This window comes from Myxococcus faecalis, assembly GCF_050039385.1.
Taxonomy (GTDB): Bacteria; Myxococcota; Myxococcia; order Myxococcales; family Myxococcaceae; genus Myxococcus; species Myxococcus fulvus.
Genome location: NZ_CP144336.1, coordinates 9939836 through 9956833, shown reverse-complemented (window position 1 = coordinate 9956833; position 16998 = coordinate 9939836). Strand labels below are relative to the sequence as shown.

Sequence of the window (16998 nt, the reverse complement as noted above, 5' to 3'; positions counted from 1 at the left end):
CCACCTCCACCCGGAAGCCGCGAAATGCAAGCCACCGCCGCCACTGCCCGCCCGCCTCGAGCCCCCGCCCGGAGCCGGGGTCTCACGCGGCTGGAGCGGCTCCAGCAAGAGGGCCTGCGCCGCGTGGGCTCACCGGCCCGGGGCTTCCGCTACGTGGACGCGAGCGGAAGGCGCGTGGACGCGAGGACGAAGGAGCGCATCGAGGCCCTGCGACTGCCGCCCGCGTGGCGCGACGTGTTCATCTCCCCCTCCCCCACCGCGAGCCTCCAGGCCGTGGGCCGCGACGCCGCGGGCCGCTGGCAGTACCGCTACCACGCCGCGTACCGGAGGAAGGCGGACGAGGCGAAGTTCCGGCGCATCGTCGGCTTCGCCCGGGCCCTGCCGCGCATGCGCAGGCGCGTGAACGCGGACCTGCGGCGCCAGGGGCTGGGGCGCGACAAGGTGCTGGCCGCCACCCTGCGCATCCTGGGCACGTGCTTCATCCGCCCGGGCAGCCAGCGCTACGCGGAGGACAACGCGAGCTTCGGCATCGCCACCCTGAGGAGGAACCACGTGCGCGTGTCCGGGGACACGGTGTCGTTCGACTTCCCGGGCAAGAGCGGCAAGCAGCAGCACCGCCAGCTCACCGACCGGCGCGTCGCCACGCTCGTGCGCAAGCTCCTGAAGGTGCCCGGGCGGGACGTGTTCAAGTTCGTGCTGGATGACGGGCTGGTGGTGGACGTCCGCCGGCGCCACATCAACGCGTACATCCAGGAGGTCATGGGCGAGGACTACAGCGCCAAGGACTTCCGCACCTGGGCGGGCACCCTCATCTGCGCGTGCGCCCTGGCCCGGGCCCGGGCCCGCGCGAAGCAGGCGAAGGGCCCCGCGCTCAAGAAGAGCATGGTGGCCGCGGTGAAGGAGGTCGCCGAGCACCTGGGCAACACGCCCGCCGTCGCGCGCTCCTCGTACATCTACCCGTCCGTGCTGGCCCTGTTCGAGCGGGGCCAGGTGGTGGACCGCTACTTCGACTCCGTGGACGAGCTGACGTCGTCGCGCGGCGACAGGCTGCACTGCTCCGAGAAGGCGCTCCTGCACCTGCTCGACACGCCCCGGCGCCGGCCCGACGCGTGAGCCGGGCCGGGCCCGTCCCGCGCCTAGGCGGGGACGACCTCCACCACGCTCGGCGGCATGTACGTGGGCAGCACGCGGTGCACGCGCAGGCCCGCCTTCTCCACCAGCGCGGAGTACTCCGGCCCCGTGCGCTCGCGGCCGCCCACCAGCACCAGCATGGCCATGTCGTAGAGGTTGCCGAAGTGCGGCACGTTGTCGCCCGGCAGCACCGTCTCCACGATGAGCAGCTTGGACTGCGGGCCCATCGCCTCGCGCATGTTGGTGAGGATCTTCAGGCTGCGCTCGTCGTCCCAGTCGTGGAGGATCTGCGACAGGATGTAGACGTCGTGGCCCGCCGGAATCTTGGCGAAGAAGTCGCCCTCCAGCACCTGGCAGCGGTTGCCCAGCCCCATCCCGTTGAGCCGCGCCGTCGCCTCCGCCTTCACGTGCGGCAGCTCGAACAGCGCGCCCTTCAGGTGCGGGTGCGACTGGAGGATGTGGCCCAGGAGCGTGCCCGTGCCACCGCCCACGTCCACCACCGAGCGGACCTGCGAGAAGTCGTACGCGCCCACCACCGCCGGCGCGTTGAGGCTCTGGTACGCGGCCATGCTGCCGTTGAAGATGGCCGCGTCCTCCGGATGACTCGACAGGTAGCCGAAGAAGCTGTCCCCCATGAACTTCTCGACGGACGGCTGCCCCGTCTTCAGCGACGACACCAGGTCACCCCAGGCCGACCACGACAGCAGGTGGCCATGCGCCCGCAGCGAGCCGTACACCGAGCCGGGGCTGTCCTTGCGCAGCATCTCCCCCAGCTCCGTCAGCCCGAAGGCCTGTGTCTGTTCGTCCTTGATGAGCACGCCCAGCCCGCTGAGCAGCCGGAGCATGCGGCGCAGCGCGGGGGCATACGTGCCGCTCGCCTGCGCGAGCTCCTCCGCCGTCTTGGGCACGTCACCGATGATGTCGGCGATGCCGAGCTCCGCCATGATTTGCAGGCTGCGAGAAATCCAGAATCCGTAGACCATCTGGGTCATCACCGCCGCGGCCGGCGGAGAGCTGGGAGCAGCGGAGGGAGCACTGTTGACGGAACGAGGTTGCTGGCTCATGCAGGGGGGACCTTGCGCGGGGGGGAGGGACGGCCCCGCAATTCTGGAACCTAAAAGGTAGGCAGTAAAAGCCAATTGATCCGCTCCCCCTGAAACTCCGTTATTTCTCGTCTTGAGCGCCTACATCACCCACCGTCAAGCCCTGCCTCCCGGTGAGCTGGAGGCCCTCCGGGACGCCCTGCTCGGCTCGCGCTTCGTGGCGCGCAGCCCGTTGATGGGGACGTTCCAGGGCAGCCGGGGCTTCGCCCTCATCTTCACCCGGGAGGGCCGCCCCACGCTTGAGGCGCGCTTCCCCTTCCTCACGCCCTTCCTGGCGCGCGTGCTGGAGCCCGGAAGCGCGCGGGGCCTGCTGCCGTGGCGCGAGCGACTGTTCAGCGGACGACAGCCCCGAGCCGAGCCGAACGCCTTCTATCTGAACCTCCTGCTGCTCGACGCGGGCATGGGCGTGGGCCGGCACATCGACGCCACGCTCCAGGGGCCCAGCGGCGTGCCGGACGCCACGCCCCGCCACGTCAGCGTGCTCTACCTCCAGGTGCCTCCGGGCGCGCGAGGCGGCGCGCTGCGGCTGCTCGAGGACAACCGCCCGCTGGGTGAGGTGCGGCCGCGCCCGGGACTGCTGGTGCACTTCCAGGGACACCTCCAGCACGAGGTGCAGCCCTTCATCGGCGCAAGCGACGACACCCAGCGCGCCAGCCTCGTGTGCGAGCAGTACGTCTTCGCGCCCGAGGCCCTCGCGCGCCTGCCGCCCTTCCGCATCCAGTCCAAGGCGGGCTTCGCGGCCTACCTGGACTCGCAGCGCGAGCGCACCGACGGCTGACCCGCATCCGTACTGCTGGTGTCACCGGATTGCGCGAAACCAAGAAATCAATGTGAGGAGCAACTTCCAGGCAGGCTGCGCGGATGACTCTTTGCGGCATCTCCTTGAGCAAAGGGGAAGCCGCGAAGCGAAGTGGCGAAACCCCATGGAGGCAACAATGAGGTGGAATTCCCCGCTGCGGCGCGGCCTGTTCGGCGCCGTCACCACCATCTTGGCCCTGGGCGTTGGCTGCGGTCCCGCATCCGACGCGAACGAGCCTCAACCCCCGACCCCTGAAGCACCCGCCGAGTCGTTGCAGGTGGAGCTGGATGACGCGTTCGTCGCCGTTCCGCGCAAGGTGAGCGCCGAGGAGCAGGGCCGGGTCGTCCAGCGACTGGACGGCTCCGTGTCCAACTCCGGCGAGAGCTTCTACCTGGCCATCCGCAAGAGCGAGCTGGGGCAGCGCTGGTTCATGTCGGCGTACCTCAAGCAGCTGCACCCCGGCGCGGTGTACTACGGCGCGGCGTCCTCGCTGGGCACGCGCGTGGTGAGCTTCAAGGAGCAGAACGGGAAGCTGTTCGTCTTCGACGCGGATGACCGCAAGACGATGAGCGACGTGTTCGACCCGGAGGTGCTCATCGAGGCGTGGCCCATCGTCAACGACTACGGCGCCTTCAACGTCCTGCGCGGCTCCAACAGCTACATCCTGGTGGACCCGACGGCGGGGCTCAACCGCTACGGGGTGATGGGCGAGGCCTACGGCGCCACCGGCGTGCGCTTCCAGACGGAGCTGAGCTTCGCGCAGCGCTTCCGGAAGATCTCCGACGGCGTCACGTTCGAGCAGGTGTTCACCGGCTACGCGGACGTGCCGGACCCGTCCGCGCCGGACTTCCTGGAGGACAACCTGTTCCGCACCTCCGGCACGCTGGGAATCGCCCTGCGCCAGTACAAGGAGGGCCAGGGCTACACCCCCACGGAGCTGCCGTGGCTGGAGCACTACTTCCGCGGTGAGCCGCGCATCCTCCCCAACACGGGCTACGTCACCCAGACGGCGGCGAAGTGGAACATCCGCCCGGGCATGAAGCCCATCAAGTGGATCATCACCGACACGGTGAACAAGGTGCAGGCCGACCCGCGCTTCGCCAACTACGACGTGGTGGCGGCGGTGAAGCGGGGCGTCGAGGGCTGGAACCAGGCGTTCGGCTTCAAGGTGTTCGAGGCCTCCGTGGGCGCGACGTCGGGCTTCGCGGACGACGACAAGAACGTCATCATCTTCGACCCGGACGCGTCCGCGGGCTTCGCCTTCGCCGACTGGCGCCTCAACCCCAACACCAGCGAGATTCGCGGCGCCACCGTCTACGTCAACGCGCTGTGGCTGGAGCTGGCCGACGGTGAGTTCGGCGACGACGCGCAGGCCGCCGTCGCGGCGAAGCTGAAGAACGCGCGCAAGCCGGTGCGCATGTCGTGGGGCGGCTTCGACAAGGACCACCTGTGCGCCATGCCCCTGCCCCCCATGCGCGACGACGCGCTGGCCAAGCACAAGAAGCTGCCGGGGCCCGCGGCGGAGACGCAGCGCACGAAGAAGGAGAAGGTGGAGGCGTACCTGACGCACGTCATCCTCCACGAGGTGGGCCACACGCTGGGCCTGCGCCACAACTTCGCCGGCTCGCTCGTGTACACCGGCGCGCCCAACAGCCCGCGCTCCAATTCGGTGATGGAGTACGTGTACGATCCCGACGCCATCTTCGTGGACACGCCGCAGTCCTACGACGTGCAGGCCGTCCGCTACCTGTACGATTTGTCGCCGGACGAGCCCACGGAGCTGTTCTGCACGGACGAGGACACGGAGCTCGAGCCGTACTGCAACCCGTATGACCGCTACTCCGACCCGCTGGGCGCCTTCTACGGCTCCACGTACGCGCTGGTGCAGGAGCTGCTGCTGTACGAGGTCCTCCCCTTCCCGTTGCTCGCGGGCTCGTTCGACTACTACCTGAACGCGACGCTGCAGTGGGCGCGCTCGGGCGTGGAGGTCGACCAGACGTACGCGTACGACGTCGCCATCGCGGCCGTGCGTCCTCCGCTCGCGGTTCCGCCGGACGCGGGCCCGGGCTACGGCGCGGTGGCCGATGACCTCGCCCGTCGCGTGCTGTCCCGCCTGTACCTGGACCCGCTCGCGGCGCGCGGCAGCTTCACGGCCACGCCCGGCGAGGACAGCGCCATCACGCCGCAGGTGCTCGCGGACATCCACGGCATCCTCATCAACGTGGACGGCGTGCGCGGCTTCCAGTCCCGCCGCGCCATGGTGGACATCCTGAAGAACATGCAGAGCCTGCCGGCCTACGTGGCCCTGCGCCAGGGCCGCGACGCGGTCCAGGCCCAGCTGGGGACGCTCAGCGGCACCGAGCTCATCCAGGCCGAGGACCTGCTGGCGCGCATCCAGGCCGCGCTGTCGCCGTACTACCGCTGATGCCGTGAAGCCCGGGGCCTGGTGCGCCGGGCTTCCGACCGGGGCCTCCGCCGCTCGCGACGTGCTCGTCGTGGGTGGCGGGGGCCCCAGTGTTTGAAAGGCCCGAGTCGCCGGCGCGCCAGGTGCACCACACTGCGCGTCTGGGAGACAATGGCCCGCCGTCTCGATGGGGGGCGGATTGATTCACAGGAGCGAGGAGGCATCACCGTGGCTGTCGATCCGCAGGGCAACGACATCGAGCGATTTCTCCAGGAAGACCCCGGCGGTCCCCTGGTGATGATGAACCTGGTGAAGTTCAAGGAGGGTGGCCGCGCCTCGTTCGCCGAGTACGCGAACGCCGTGATGCCCTTCATGCTGAAGGCAGGCGCGCAGCCGCTGTACGCGGGCGACTGCTCCACTCCGCTGGTGGCCGAGCCGGGCCAGACGTGGGACGCGGTGATGCTGGTGCGCTATCCGAGCCGCGCCGCCTTCCTGCAGATGGTGAGCGACCCGGAGTACCAGCGCTTCAACCACCTGCGCACCGCCGCGCTGCACGAGGCGGTGATGCAGGCGACGCTGCCGTGGGCCGCGTCGCCCTGAGCGGTGTAGCGCCGACTCAGCGCCCGGCGAGCAGCCGCAGCTCGGCGGTGGGCAGGAAGCCGGGCGGACGTCGGTGGCGGGTGGCCTGCTCGTAGGCGTAGGCGAGCTTGAGCAGCGTGGGCTCGCTCCAGGCCTGACCGATGAAGGACAGCCCCACGGGCAGCCCGCGCACGTAGCCCGCGGGCACGGTGAGGGTGGCGTAGCCGGAGACTGCGGCGGGCGTGGAGCTGCTGCCCAGCCAGTGGTCTCCGTTCACCAGGTCGATGAGGCTGGGAGGCGCCTCGGTGGGGGCGACGAGCGCGTCCAGGCGGTGCTTGCGCATCACCGCGTCCAGGCCCTGCTCACGCGACAGCTTGCGGCACGCGGCCAGCGCCTTGCGGTACTTCGCGTCGGTGAGCGGCCCGCGCGCCTGGGCCTGACGGAACAGCTCCTGGCCGAAGTACGGCAGCTCCCGGTCCGAGTGCTCCTCGTTGTAGCGGATGAGGTCCGCGAGCGTGCGCAGCTTCGTCTGGTCGCCCAGGCTCGCGAGCCAGGCCTCCGTGCCGGCCTTGAACTCGTACAGCATCACCTCGAACTCGTGCTCCTGGAGTTTCTCGACGTTGGGGATGGGCGCCGGGTCGATGATGATGGCGCCCTTGGAGCGCATGACCTCCAGGGCCTGCTCCGCGAGCGCGTCCGTGGCGGCGTGGTAGCCGTAGTAGTGCTCGCGCGGGACGCCGATGCGCGCGCCCTTGAGCCCGTTGGCGTCGAGGAACTTCGTGTAGTCGAGCCCGGTGTGGCCCTCACTGCGCGCGGTCGCCGCGTCCGCGGGGTCGATGCCCGCGAGCACCGTGAGCAGCGCGGCGGCATCCGCCACGGTGCGCGTCATGGGCCCCGCGGTGTCCTGGCTCTGGGAGATGGGGATGATGCCCGCGCGGCTGATGAGCCCCACCGTCGGCTTGAGGCCCACCAGTGAGCACGCCGAGGACGGGGACACGATGGAGCCATCCGTCTCCGTGCCCACGGACACGGCGCAGAAGTTGGCCGAGGTGGCCGCGCCCGAGCCGGAGCTGGAGCCCGACGGCGTCCGGTCCAACGCATAGGGATTGCGGCACTGCCCGCCCCGTCCGCTCCAGCCGCTGGCCGAGCGCGTGGAGCGGAAGTTGGCCCACTCACTGAGGTTCGTCTTGCCGAGGATGACGGCGCCGGCCGCGCGGAGCTTCGTGACGAGGAAGGCCTCGCGAGGAGGCACCGCGCCGACGAGCGCGAGCGAGCCCGCCGACGTCTGCATCCGGTCCGTCGTGGCGATGTTGTCCTTGAGCAGCACGGGGATGCCGTGGAGCGGTCCGCGCGCGCCCTTGCTCTTGCGCTCTTCATCCAGGGCCTGCGCGATGGCGAGCGCGTCCGGGTTCACCTCGATGACGGACGACAGCGGCAGCGGGCCCGAGCGGTCCAGGGCGGCGATGCGCGACAGGTAGCGCTGGGTGAGGCCGTGCGCGGTGTACTTCCCTTCCCGCATGCCGGCCTGGAGGTCGGCGACGGTGGCCTCTTCCAGCTCGAACGGCGCGGGCAGGGACTTCGTCGCGTCGGGGCTCGCCGAGGCGTCGAGCGTGGCCAGCGCGGTGGCCGCGGCCGTGCCACCGAGGAAGGCGCGACGACTCAGATTCCATTCGGAGGGCGGGAGCTTTTTCATGGCGTCGCGCGCACTACAGCAGTGGTGCATGAACGGCCGCAACCCGGGTGGGACGATTGGAGGAAGTCCCGCGCACGACGCGTCGCCCTGTTAGCGTACCGGGTCGACATGGCATCGAACCTGACGCTTCTGGCCGGCCCCGACGCACTGCGGCTCCTGCGCGCGCGGGGCCTGCGTGGTGACGACGTGGACGTCGTTCCTGGGGCCTCCGGAGGTCCCAAGTGGCTGGTGCTCGCGGGGCTGGACCGGGCGCTCTTCGGTGGGCTCTTCCAGGGGCGCACCCGTCCGCTGCACCTGATTGGCAGCTCCATCGGCAGTTGGCGGCTGGCGTGTCTGGCGCAGAAGGACCCGGTCGCCGCGCTGCATCGTTTCGAGGCGGCGTACATCGACCAGCGCTATCCGCCCAAGCCCTCCCCCGCCCTGGTGAGCGAGACGAGCGAGCGGATCCTCGACGCGCTCCTGGGCGATGACGGCGTGGAGGAGATCCTCCGCCACCCGTGGGCCCGGCTGCACGTGGTCACCGCGCTGTGCAAGGGGCCGCTGGGCGTGGAGCATCCGCGCGTGCAACTGCTCGGGCTGGCGCTGTGCGCCATGGGCAACGTGGTGAGCCGCCGGAGCCTGAGCCTGCATCTGCGGCGCGTCATCTTCGACACGGCGGGCGACACCAGCCCCTTCGTGGGACAGAAGGACCTGCCCTCGGTCCACCTGCCGTTGACGAAGGAGAACCTGAAGCCGGCGCTCATCGCGTCGGGCTCCATCCCGCTGGTGCTCAGCGGCGTGCGCATCCCCGGGGCGCATACGGGCGTGTACCGGGACGGCGGCGTCATCGACTACCACCTGGACCTGGACTTCGGCGCGGGCGAGGGCCTGGTGCTCTATCCGCACTTCTATCCATACGTGGTGCCGGGCTGGTTCGACAAGGCGCTGCGCTGGCGACGGGCGAAGCCGCTGAACTTCCGCAGGGCCCTGCTCATCTCCCCTTCCCCGGAGCTGGTGGCGCGCCTGCCCGGAGGACGGATTCCGGACCGCTCCGACTTCGAGCGCATGAGCGACACCGCGCGCATCCGCGCCTGGAACCAGGTGGTCTCCGAGAGCGAGCGCATGGGCGACGAGCTCCAGGAGTTGATGACCACGGGCCGACTCGCCGAGCACGTGCGGCCGCTCTGAAGCGACAGCGGTGCTACGTGCGCGCGGGTGGCTCGCTGTCGAGCTGGACCTTGTCCACGTAGCACCAGCCCCAGCGCTCGCCCGGCTCCAGGGAGCGGATGATGGGGTGGTCCGACTCGTGGAAGTGCCGCGTCGCGTGCTTGTTCTTCGAGTCGTCGCAGCACCCCACGTGGCCGCACGTCATGCACAGCCGCAGGTGCACCCAGGTGTCGTGGAGCTTCAGGCACTCCTCGCACCCGCGGGTCCTCGGTCGCACGGGTCGCAGCCGGTCGAGGTGGCCACAAGGCCCTGTGCCCGGCTTCGGCAGGAACTCGAGGGTCGCCTGCGTGTCGATGAGCTCCGCCGACGTGCGAGGCGCGGCGGGCACGGGCTCCATCTCCAGCCCCTCGGGCGCGGGGGTGCGGAACAGCTCGGCGCACCGCTCGAAGGCGTCCGCGGCGCCCTTGAGCACCAGCTCGTCCCCGGCCTCGAAGACGGTGTGGGGCGTGACGACGGTCAGCGGCACGTCGTCTCGTCGCAGCTCCAGGACTCCGAGGGCGCCGCCCGCGCGCTCGATGAGCGCCGCCACCGAGAGCCCGACGATGGGCGCGCCCGGACGGACCGACACGCGGCGCGAGCCGAGGCAGTCCTTCTCCAGCGCGCAGACGAGCAGCGGCTTCTCCAGCGCGCCGGAGCTGCGCAGCGCCGCGTAGCCCGAGCGACGCACGGAGTCCTCGTGGTCCTCGATGTCCTCGGGGGATTGACGGTAGTCCTCCAGCACCGAGGACAGCACGGCCACCAGGCTCTCCAGCTCCTCGCAGACCACGACGTCCGCGCCGGCCTCGCGCAGCGGCTCCACGTCCGCCACGGCGCGCACGCGGGCGACGAGTCGCAGCGTCGGGTTCTCCATCCGCGCGACGGCGACCACGCGGTGGGCCATGGCCGCGTCATCATCCACGACGAGCAGGAGCTTGGCGCGCTGGACCCCCGCGACGCGCAGCGTGCGCTGTCGGGCGTAGTCCCCCCGGAGCACCGCCATGCCCTCGGCCTCCGCCTCGTTCGCGCCCGGAGGGCTCAGCGTGGAGACGAGGAACGGAATGCCCGAGCCGCGCAGCACCCGCGCGAGCCTGCGTGCCCCATCTCCGTAGCCCGCGATGATGACGTGGTTCTCGTAGCGGGCGAAGGACTCGGCCGCGAGCGCCTCCGCCTCGTCCGTGGTGGGGCCCGCCTGCGCCACCGCGCGATGGACCTTGCGGGTGAGCCGCCCCTGGGCCCAGCCGCCCAGCCGTGACAGCAGCGGCGTGAGCACCATCAACATCACGGTGGCCGCGATGAACGCCTGCGAGCCCTCCTCCAGCCCCGCGGGGAACAGGCCCAGCCGACGGCCGCTGCGCTCCAGCACGAAGGAGAACTCGCCCACCTGGGCCAGCAGCAGCGCGCTCTCCACCGCCACCGGCACGCGGTAGCCGAGCGCCAGCACCGCGATGCCCGTGGTGAGGACCTTCACCAGGAGCACGGCGACGATGGCCAGGAGCACCTCGGGCAGGTGCTCCACGAGGAAGCCCACGTCGAGCAGCATGCCGACGGAGACGAAGAACGTGGCGCTGAAGAGGATTTGCAGCGGGAGGATTTCGCCGAAGGCGTGCTCGCTGAAGCGGCTCTCGCTGACCACAAGCCCCGCCAGGAAGGCGCCCAGCGACACGCTCACACCCGCGAGGCTGGTGAGGTACGCGGTGCCGAAGCACACGGCGATGACGGTGAGCAGGAACAGCTCCGGTGAGCACGTGCGCGCCACCACCTCGAGGAGCCTGGGCATCAACCTGCGCGCCACCACGAGCACCGCGACGATGATGCCCAGTGCCTTGCCGAAGGCCCCCAGGAAGTGGAGCGGCGTATCGCCCTTCCCCGCCAGCACGGGCACCAGCAGCACCATCATCACCACGGCCAGGTCCTGGAAGATGAGCAGCCCCAGCGACACCTGCCCCACGTCCGAGGACGTCTCGCCCCTATCTCCCAGCAGCTTGAGGACGATGGCGGTGGAGGACAGCGCCACCAGGAAGCCCGTGAAGAGCGCGGGCCGCCACGCCACGCCGAACAGCATCAGCAGGCCCATCATCCCCACGGACGACAGGCCCACCTGGAGCCCGCCGCCGCCGAACAGGAGCTTCTGGAGCCGCACCAGCTTCTCCAGGCTGAACTCCAGGCCGATGCTGAACAGGAGCAGGATGACGCCCAGCTCCGCGGCCGAGTTCACCAGCTCCAGGTCCTTCACCAGCTTGAGCGCGTTGGGACCAATCAGCGCGCCGGCGAGCAGGAAGCCGACGATGGGCACCAGCCGGAAGCGATGGCCGACATAGGCCATGAGCGCGCCTGCGAGAATCAGCACCACGATTTCCTGCAGGAACGGCGCGGTGGCGGTGGCGAGCTGGGGCATGGGCGCGACACGCAGGCCCCACGATGGGCCCGCCGTGTGCCTCCAGCCTGCTCCGGGCCCGCGTCCGGGCTTCATGCCCCACGGGAGCATTCGTGCACCAGTCAGCGCCCGCTGCAGCGCGAAAGCTCAACGGCCGACACCCTCGCGCGAGGATGCCGGCCGTCGGACTGCTTCAGACTGTCTCGAGCGACTCCGGGTCCGGGCCTGTCAGGCACCCGGCCCCGGAGGGTGCCACCTCTCCGAGGAGAGGCGGCGTCCGGATCAGCTCACGCGGCGACGACGGTGCAGCAGGCTGAGGAGCGCCAGGGCGATCATGCCCGCCGGAGCACCCGCGCCCGTGGAGGAGCAACCCCCGCCCTCGTCGGGCCTGGCCGTCGCCTGCACGGTGACGCTGTGCGAGGCGCCGCTGGGGTCCTTCACCGTCAGCTTGAAGGAGAAGGTGGCGCTCTCGCCGTCCAGGTCCGGCACGTCCACGCTGAGCACCGCGCGGGTGGACTCGTTGAGCGTGACGCTCGGGCCCCCCGTCTGCTCCCACTTGTACGTCAGGGCGTCACCATCGGGGTCGCTGGACTCCGAGCCGTCGAGCGTCAGCGACGTCTGGGAACCATTGACGATGATGCGGGCCTTCGCCACCGGGTCCTGGTTCGGAATCGGCGACGGGGTGACCTGCACGTCCACCGTGTCGCTGGCGATGACGCTGCCATCGCTCACCGTCAGGCGGAACGTCAGCGTCTCGGCGGCCGACAGGTCCGGCGCGGTGAATGTCGCCACGGCGGAGGTGGCATTGGACAGCGCCACCGCCGTACCCGCCGTCTGCACCCACGTGTACGAGAGCGTGTCACCGTCCTCGTCCGTCGCCGAGCCGCTCAGCGTGGCCGTGGCGCGCGCGGCCACGGTGCCATCCAGACCCGCGTTCACCGTCGGCGCGCGGTTGACGTTCAGCACGTCCACCGACACGTCCTGGGTGGCGCTGGCCGTCCCGTCGGACACCGTCACGCGGAAGGTGAGGACGGCGTTGGCGGCCACCTCACCCGTGGCGAACGTGGCCGTCGCCGTGTTGGCGTTGTCCAGCGTCACCGGCGTACCGGTCAGCTGCGTCCAGGCGTACGTCAGCGTGTCGCCGTCGGCGTCCGAGGCCACGGCCGTGAGCGTGGCCGTGCTGCGCTCGTTCACCGTCACGGACGTCGCCGTCACCACCGGCGCGCGGTTCGCGGGGTGGATGACCACGTTCACCGTGTCGTTCACGCTCGTCTTGCCGTCGGACACCGTGAGGCGGAAGGACAGCGTCTCGTCCCCCGTCACCTCGGGCGCGACGAAGGTCGCCGTCGGCGTCGTGTAGTTCGCGATGGCCACGGGCGTACCGGACACCTGGGTCCAGAGGTACGTCAGGGGGTCGTTGTCCGCGTCCGTCGCGGCGCCGGACAGGGTGACGGTGCTGCGCTCGTCGGCGGATCCATCCGCGCCCGCGTTCACCGTGGGAGCGCGGTTGACGTTGCGCACGCGCACCGTGACGTTGTCGGAGGTCGTCAGGGTGCCGTCGCTGACGGTCAGCCGCAGGACGATGTTCGAGTCGACGGCCACTTCGGGCGCCGTGAAGGTGACCGTCGGCGTGGTCGCGCCAGACAGCGCCACCGCCGCGCCGGACACGCGCGTCCACTGGAACGTGAGCGAATCGCCGTCGGCGTCCGTGCCGCTGCCCGCCACCGTGACGAGCGTGCGCTCGTCCACCGTGAGGTCAGGGCCCGCGTTGGTGACGGGGGGACGGTTGAAGCAGACGCCCGTGTCCGCCACCAGGCTGGTGAACGGGGTGTTGGTGATGCCCGTGAAGGCGATGTTGTCGATGGCCCAACCCGTCGTGCCCGTCGCGTTGTCCGTGCCGATGCGGAAGCGCAGCTGCACCGTCTTGCCCGCGTACGTGGTGCCCAGGTTCAGCGTGGCGGCCACCAGGTTCGGGAAGCCCGCGCTCGTGCCGACGATGGCCTGACGGCCCTGCAGGTTGTTGATGATGCCCGCGGCCGTGTTCAGCGTGCCGCCATAGAGCGGAGTGCCGACGTCCACCCATGACTGCCCGCCATCCTGGGTCAGCTCGATGACAGCGCCGTCGTAGTAGACGGTGGGGTTGGTGCCCGTCTCGAACTGGTAGGCATGGTCGAACCGGACGATGAGGTCCCCCGTCTCCGCCACGTTCAGCTCCGGCGTCTTGAGCCAGAAGTCCGTGGGTCGACCCGCGGCCTGCCCGAGGAACGCGCGGTTCAGGCCACGCGTGTCCAAGGTGGTGAAGGAGAAGTACTGCTCGGTGATGCCTCCACCCTCGGCGGACTCCATCTCCCATGGCAGCAGGAGGATGTTGGACTGGACCGTCTCCGTGGTGCTGGTCGCCGGCGCCTCGTTGTAGTTCGTCGTGGCGGCCATCGAGGCGACCACGTCACCGGGGTTCGCGCTGTCGGGATCCCGGAGCGCGACGGTGAACTCCGCGACCGTGCTGGGCGCCGCGTCCGTCAGCGTCACCGGCACGGACACCGTCGCCTGCTCGAAGGAGCCCAGCGCGGGGATGGCGACGACACCATTGTTGCCGAGGGTGATGCCCCGCGTCGGGGAGATGACCGTGGCGGTGCTCGCGTTCGCCGGCACCGAGCCATTGTTGATGACGGTCAGGACCAGGCGGCCCGTCTCGCCGTTGTCGAGCACGCCGTCGCGATCACACGAGCCCGTCGGAGAGTCGTCCGCGAGCGTGAGCGCCACGAACTCGAGCGAGGCGCCGACCTTGAAGCTCTCGACGACGCCCGCATGCGTGGTGGAACCGCGCGGCGGGGAGATGGCGCCCGGGCCCATGCCGCGCTTGGCGAAGGCCACCCAGAAGCGCTGCGCGTCCTCGGGATCATTCGCCTCGGCGGCGGCGATGAGGGCGTTGCGCGCCTCGTTGTAGGTGGGCGCGGCCGGCGTCAGCATGTAGCCGGTGACCAGGTAGCGCTTCATGCGCGCCTGGGCCTCCTCGAACGGGTGGACCCGCAGCAGGGACGTGTACGCCTCCCAGAGCATGGTGGCCCAGATCTCACCCGAGTTGTGGACCTGCGAGTTGACGCTGGCGCTCGGAGAGATGGGCGCGGTGGTGGGCAGCGGCACCCCGTTCATGATGTGGCGGAACGTCAGCGCGTTCTTCGCCATGTCCGACGAGTAAGCCACCCGGCGGATGCCGTAGAAGGCGCTGTCCAGGGAGATGGCGCGCGTGGCGAACTCGCCCGGGCCGTAGGCGCCCATCCAGTTGGCGTTGGACTCGACCTGGATGTCCTCCGGACGCGTCATCATCAGCAGGCCGTGGAAGTCCGCCCAGCCCTCGCCCATCGCGCGGCCCTGGTTGTTGGTGAGGCCGGCGGCGTTCTGGACGAGGCGGTTGCTGATGTAGTGACCCCACTCGTGGGCCACGATGAAGTTGTCGACGGTGCCGTCCGGCCGGTACGTCGCGGTGCGGTTGAGGTGCAGCGTCAGGCCCGGCGCGTTGCGGATGCGGGTCGCATCCGCCTGGGTGATGAGCACCACGGGAATGCCGATGGTCCTCGAGGAGCCACCGAGGTTCGCGACCGCGCCCGCCACGTTGTTGGCGATGATGACGGCCGCGGCGCCAGCCGCCTCCGCGTTCTGCACCTTCACGACGAAGGAGCACTCAGGGGGGCCGCCACGGTCGATGATGGCGATGTTCCCCGCCACCTCCGCGGCGTTGGTGAGGGGGCTGCAGCCATCACGGTCCGTCGAGCCAGGACCCGCCGCGTCCAGCGCGTTGACAGCGGGCCGCGTCAGGTCGAAGCCCTGCGGCCCCATGTCCATCGCGATGCCCACGGGGACACTGCCCGCGACCTCGGAAGGTGCCGTCACCGTCAACGTCGCGATGCGCTCCGCGTTGAAGACGTACATCTGCATGACGGGCGAGGCACCGTCCGCCGGCGTCGACATGTTGGCGTTGTTGGTGCCGCTGTAGTCCTGCGCCTCCGCGAGGACCGGGTCACCGCCGATGCCGCCGCGACCGAAGTTGTCGGTCTGCGCGTTGCCCGACGCCTCGTCGAAGCCGGAGTCGTAGTACCAGTCGTGCAGCCAGTTGTTCACGAAGAACAGGCTGGTGGTCGCCGCGGCGATCTGCTCGTCGTTGATGTTGGGCCGCATGTCGAACTGCATCGTCCGGTCGAACACGCCCGGCGCGGTGACGGTGGGCCGCAGATCTCCGGCGGAGAAGCGCGGAGGCGCCACCAGGTCCGCGTAGGCGTCCACGTTGTTGCCCGTGGTCACCGTCGCGTCCGCGGGCAGCCACGGGTCGTTCCGGCTGAAGGGCGCGTTCTGCAGCGTGATGAGCGCGGGGGGCACGAAGGCCGGGCGGAAGCCGGTGGGCGCGCCGTCCGGGTGCGGGCTCGCGTTGGTGCCCGCGGGGCCGTCATGCGGCGTGTACGGAGGCGTGGTGTCCGCGAACGCGCGGTAGCTGAAGGCGGCCTCCTCGCGCATGTTCTTGCGCATGAGGACCTGCCCATCCACCGCGGAGATGACGTACGAGTACGCATCCCACTCGAGGCTGTCCTCGCGTCCGCTCTGCACCTCCACGTAGTACGCGGGGACGAGCCTGTCCTCGAACGGGTAGTAGACCGGCCGGGCCCGGGCCGGGACGCGCAGCCCCTCCTCGAGGGGACGCGCGTAGGTCGCGAGCGAGAAGTGCGTGTACCGGTCTCCAGGCCGCGCGCTCTTGACCTGCGCCAGCAGGCTCGCGTCCAGGCGCGTGCCGGTGACGTCCTGGTACGCGGCGGCGATGGCGGCGCTCGCGCTCCCCTTGAACGCCAGGCGCTCGGGGACGGCGCTGGTGGACACGTGCTCGGACAGCGCACCGGACAGGCCCACCACGGAGTTGCCCTTGTCGAGCAGCACCGTCACGTTGTTGCGGAACACCTCGACGCCGCCGAACTCCTGCGTCAGCGTGACGAGCCGGGCGTTGCCGAGCAGCTTCACGGAGGTGACGCGCGCGCCGGCCTCCTCGAAGGAGCGGAGGCCGAAGTCGGAGGCGTAGTCCTTCAGCTGCGAGAGCGCCGCGGCCTCGGGCGACATCTTCGCGAGCTTCGCACGCTGCGCCTTCTGCGCGTCCGTGGTCCGGGCCCAGATGAAGCGAGGAGCACTCGAGCCTGCCGCGGGCAGCGAGACACGCGCACTCGTGTCACCAGCCGCGGACTTGAGCTTCGCGGACTTGGGCTCCGCGGGCTTGGCTTCCAGGTATGCGTCGTAGTTCGGCAGCGTCCGAGCGAAGGAACCGGTACCCGAAAGTACCAGCGCCAGGCCGGACAGCTTGGCAACCAACCTTCTCACGTGGGGGTGCTCCCTTGGGAAAGCGCGGGGGTAGGAAGCCACCCCGAAGAGACGGGTATTGCGCGCCCCGGACAGCTCACCGGGTACACGGATCTCTTCGGGAAGGCCCCCAGGTGACAAATTGTCACCTGTTGAAGAGATTAGTGCCTTTACTGATGTAGGTTGAAAGGCGACAAAGCCGTTTTTTCTACGCTCGCGGGAGATTTTCATGGGCACGGGAGACCCAGCGCAAAATTTCTCCAGCAAGGACAGAGGGTTGCAATGTCCCTGGCACACATTCCACTGAGGACGGACCTACCCAGTTTCTCCAGAGTCAAGTCAGTGATGACCCGCACGGCGGACAAAGTGTCGCGGCGGAGACAGGCGGGACTCGGA

General features: G+C 70.0%; 9 protein-coding genes. 5 read left to right on the top strand and 4 right to left on the bottom strand.

Annotated features, from left to right (window positions below):
- The first annotated feature begins 24 nt into the window (after positions 1–24).
- Positions 25–1113 carry a DNA topoisomerase IB gene (locus tag VZQ01_RS39770; RefSeq protein ID WP_426746235.1) on the top strand — a complete coding sequence of 363 codons (1089 nt, stop codon included), beginning with the start codon at positions 25–27 and terminating at the stop codon, positions 1111–1113.
- Between the two features lie 23 nt (positions 1114–1136).
- Here the strand turns inward: VZQ01_RS39770 and VZQ01_RS39765 are convergent, their stop codons facing one another.
- A complete protein-coding gene (locus VZQ01_RS39765) occupies positions 1137–2114 on the bottom strand; it encodes a methyltransferase (protein WP_141323119.1) in 978 nt (325 codons plus the stop codon).
- A 193-nt stretch (positions 2115–2307) separates the two neighbouring features.
- Between VZQ01_RS39765 and VZQ01_RS39760 the strand changes: the two genes are divergently transcribed.
- The 3 genes from VZQ01_RS39760 (at position 2308) to VZQ01_RS39750 (ending at position 6037) form a co-directional block, all read left to right on the top strand.
- A complete protein-coding gene (locus VZQ01_RS39760; protein ID WP_267700811.1) occupies positions 2308–3012 on the top strand; it encodes a 2OG-Fe(II) oxygenase family protein in 705 nt (234 codons plus the stop codon).
- Positions 3013–3169: 157 nt separating this feature from the next.
- Entirely contained in the window at positions 3170–5458 is a 2289-nt protein-coding gene (locus VZQ01_RS39755; RefSeq protein ID WP_267700810.1) for a zinc-dependent metalloprotease, read from the top strand.
- Between the two features lie 207 nt (positions 5459–5665).
- Complete coding sequence (locus VZQ01_RS39750) at positions 5666–6037, top strand: DUF1330 domain-containing protein (RefSeq protein ID WP_141323122.1); 372 nt, start codon at positions 5666–5668, stop codon at positions 6035–6037.
- A gap of 16 nt (positions 6038–6053) precedes the next feature.
- Here VZQ01_RS39750 and VZQ01_RS39745 read toward each other — a convergent pair whose 3' ends face one another.
- Positions 6054–7709, bottom strand: a complete 1656-nt coding sequence (locus tag VZQ01_RS39745) for an amidase (protein WP_426746234.1) — start codon at positions 7707–7709, stop codon at positions 6054–6056.
- A 108-nt stretch (positions 7710–7817) separates the two neighbouring features.
- Between VZQ01_RS39745 and VZQ01_RS39740 the strand changes: the two genes are divergently transcribed.
- Positions 7818–8876 (top strand): patatin-like phospholipase family protein, encoded by a 1059-nt coding sequence (locus VZQ01_RS39740; RefSeq protein WP_426746233.1) that lies wholly within the window; start codon positions 7818–7820, stop codon positions 8874–8876.
- Positions 8877–8889: 13 nt separating this feature from the next.
- Here the strand turns inward: VZQ01_RS39740 and VZQ01_RS39735 are convergent, their stop codons facing one another.
- Both VZQ01_RS39735 and VZQ01_RS39730 read right to left on the bottom strand, forming a co-directional pair.
- Entirely contained in the window at positions 8890–11217 is a 2328-nt protein-coding gene (locus tag VZQ01_RS39735) for a cation:proton antiporter domain-containing protein (protein WP_426749028.1), read from the bottom strand.
- Between the two features lie 333 nt (positions 11218–11550).
- The gene (locus VZQ01_RS39730; RefSeq protein WP_426746232.1) at positions 11551–16623 is read right to left on the bottom strand and encodes a myxosortase-dependent M36 family metallopeptidase; all 5073 of its coding nucleotides are present in this window, start codon (positions 16621–16623) and stop codon (positions 11551–11553) included.
- Positions 16624–16998 lie beyond the last annotated feature (375 nt).

Excerpts from the sequence above, each read along its gene's own strand:
- VZQ01_RS39770 (WP_426746235.1), top strand. The coding sequence starts at position 25 with ATGCAAGCCACCGCCGCCACTGCCCGCCCGCCTCGAGCCCCCGCCCGG.
- VZQ01_RS39765 (WP_141323119.1), bottom strand. The coding sequence starts at position 2,114 with ATGGTCTACGGATTCTGGATTTCTCGCAGCCTGCAAATCATGGCGGAG.
- VZQ01_RS39755 (WP_267700810.1), top strand. The coding sequence starts at position 3,170 with ATGAGGTGGAATTCCCCGCTGCGGCGCGGCCTGTTCGGCGCCGTCACC.
- VZQ01_RS39745 (WP_426746234.1), bottom strand. The coding sequence starts at position 7,709 with ATGAAAAAGCTCCCGCCCTCCGAATGGAATCTGAGTCGTCGCGCCTTC.
- VZQ01_RS39740 (WP_426746233.1), top strand. The coding sequence starts at position 7,818 with ATGGCATCGAACCTGACGCTTCTGGCCGGCCCCGACGCACTGCGGCTC.
- VZQ01_RS39735 (WP_426749028.1), bottom strand. The coding sequence starts at position 11,217 with ATGGCCTATGTCGGCCATCGCTTCCGGCTGGTGCCCATCGTCGGCTTC.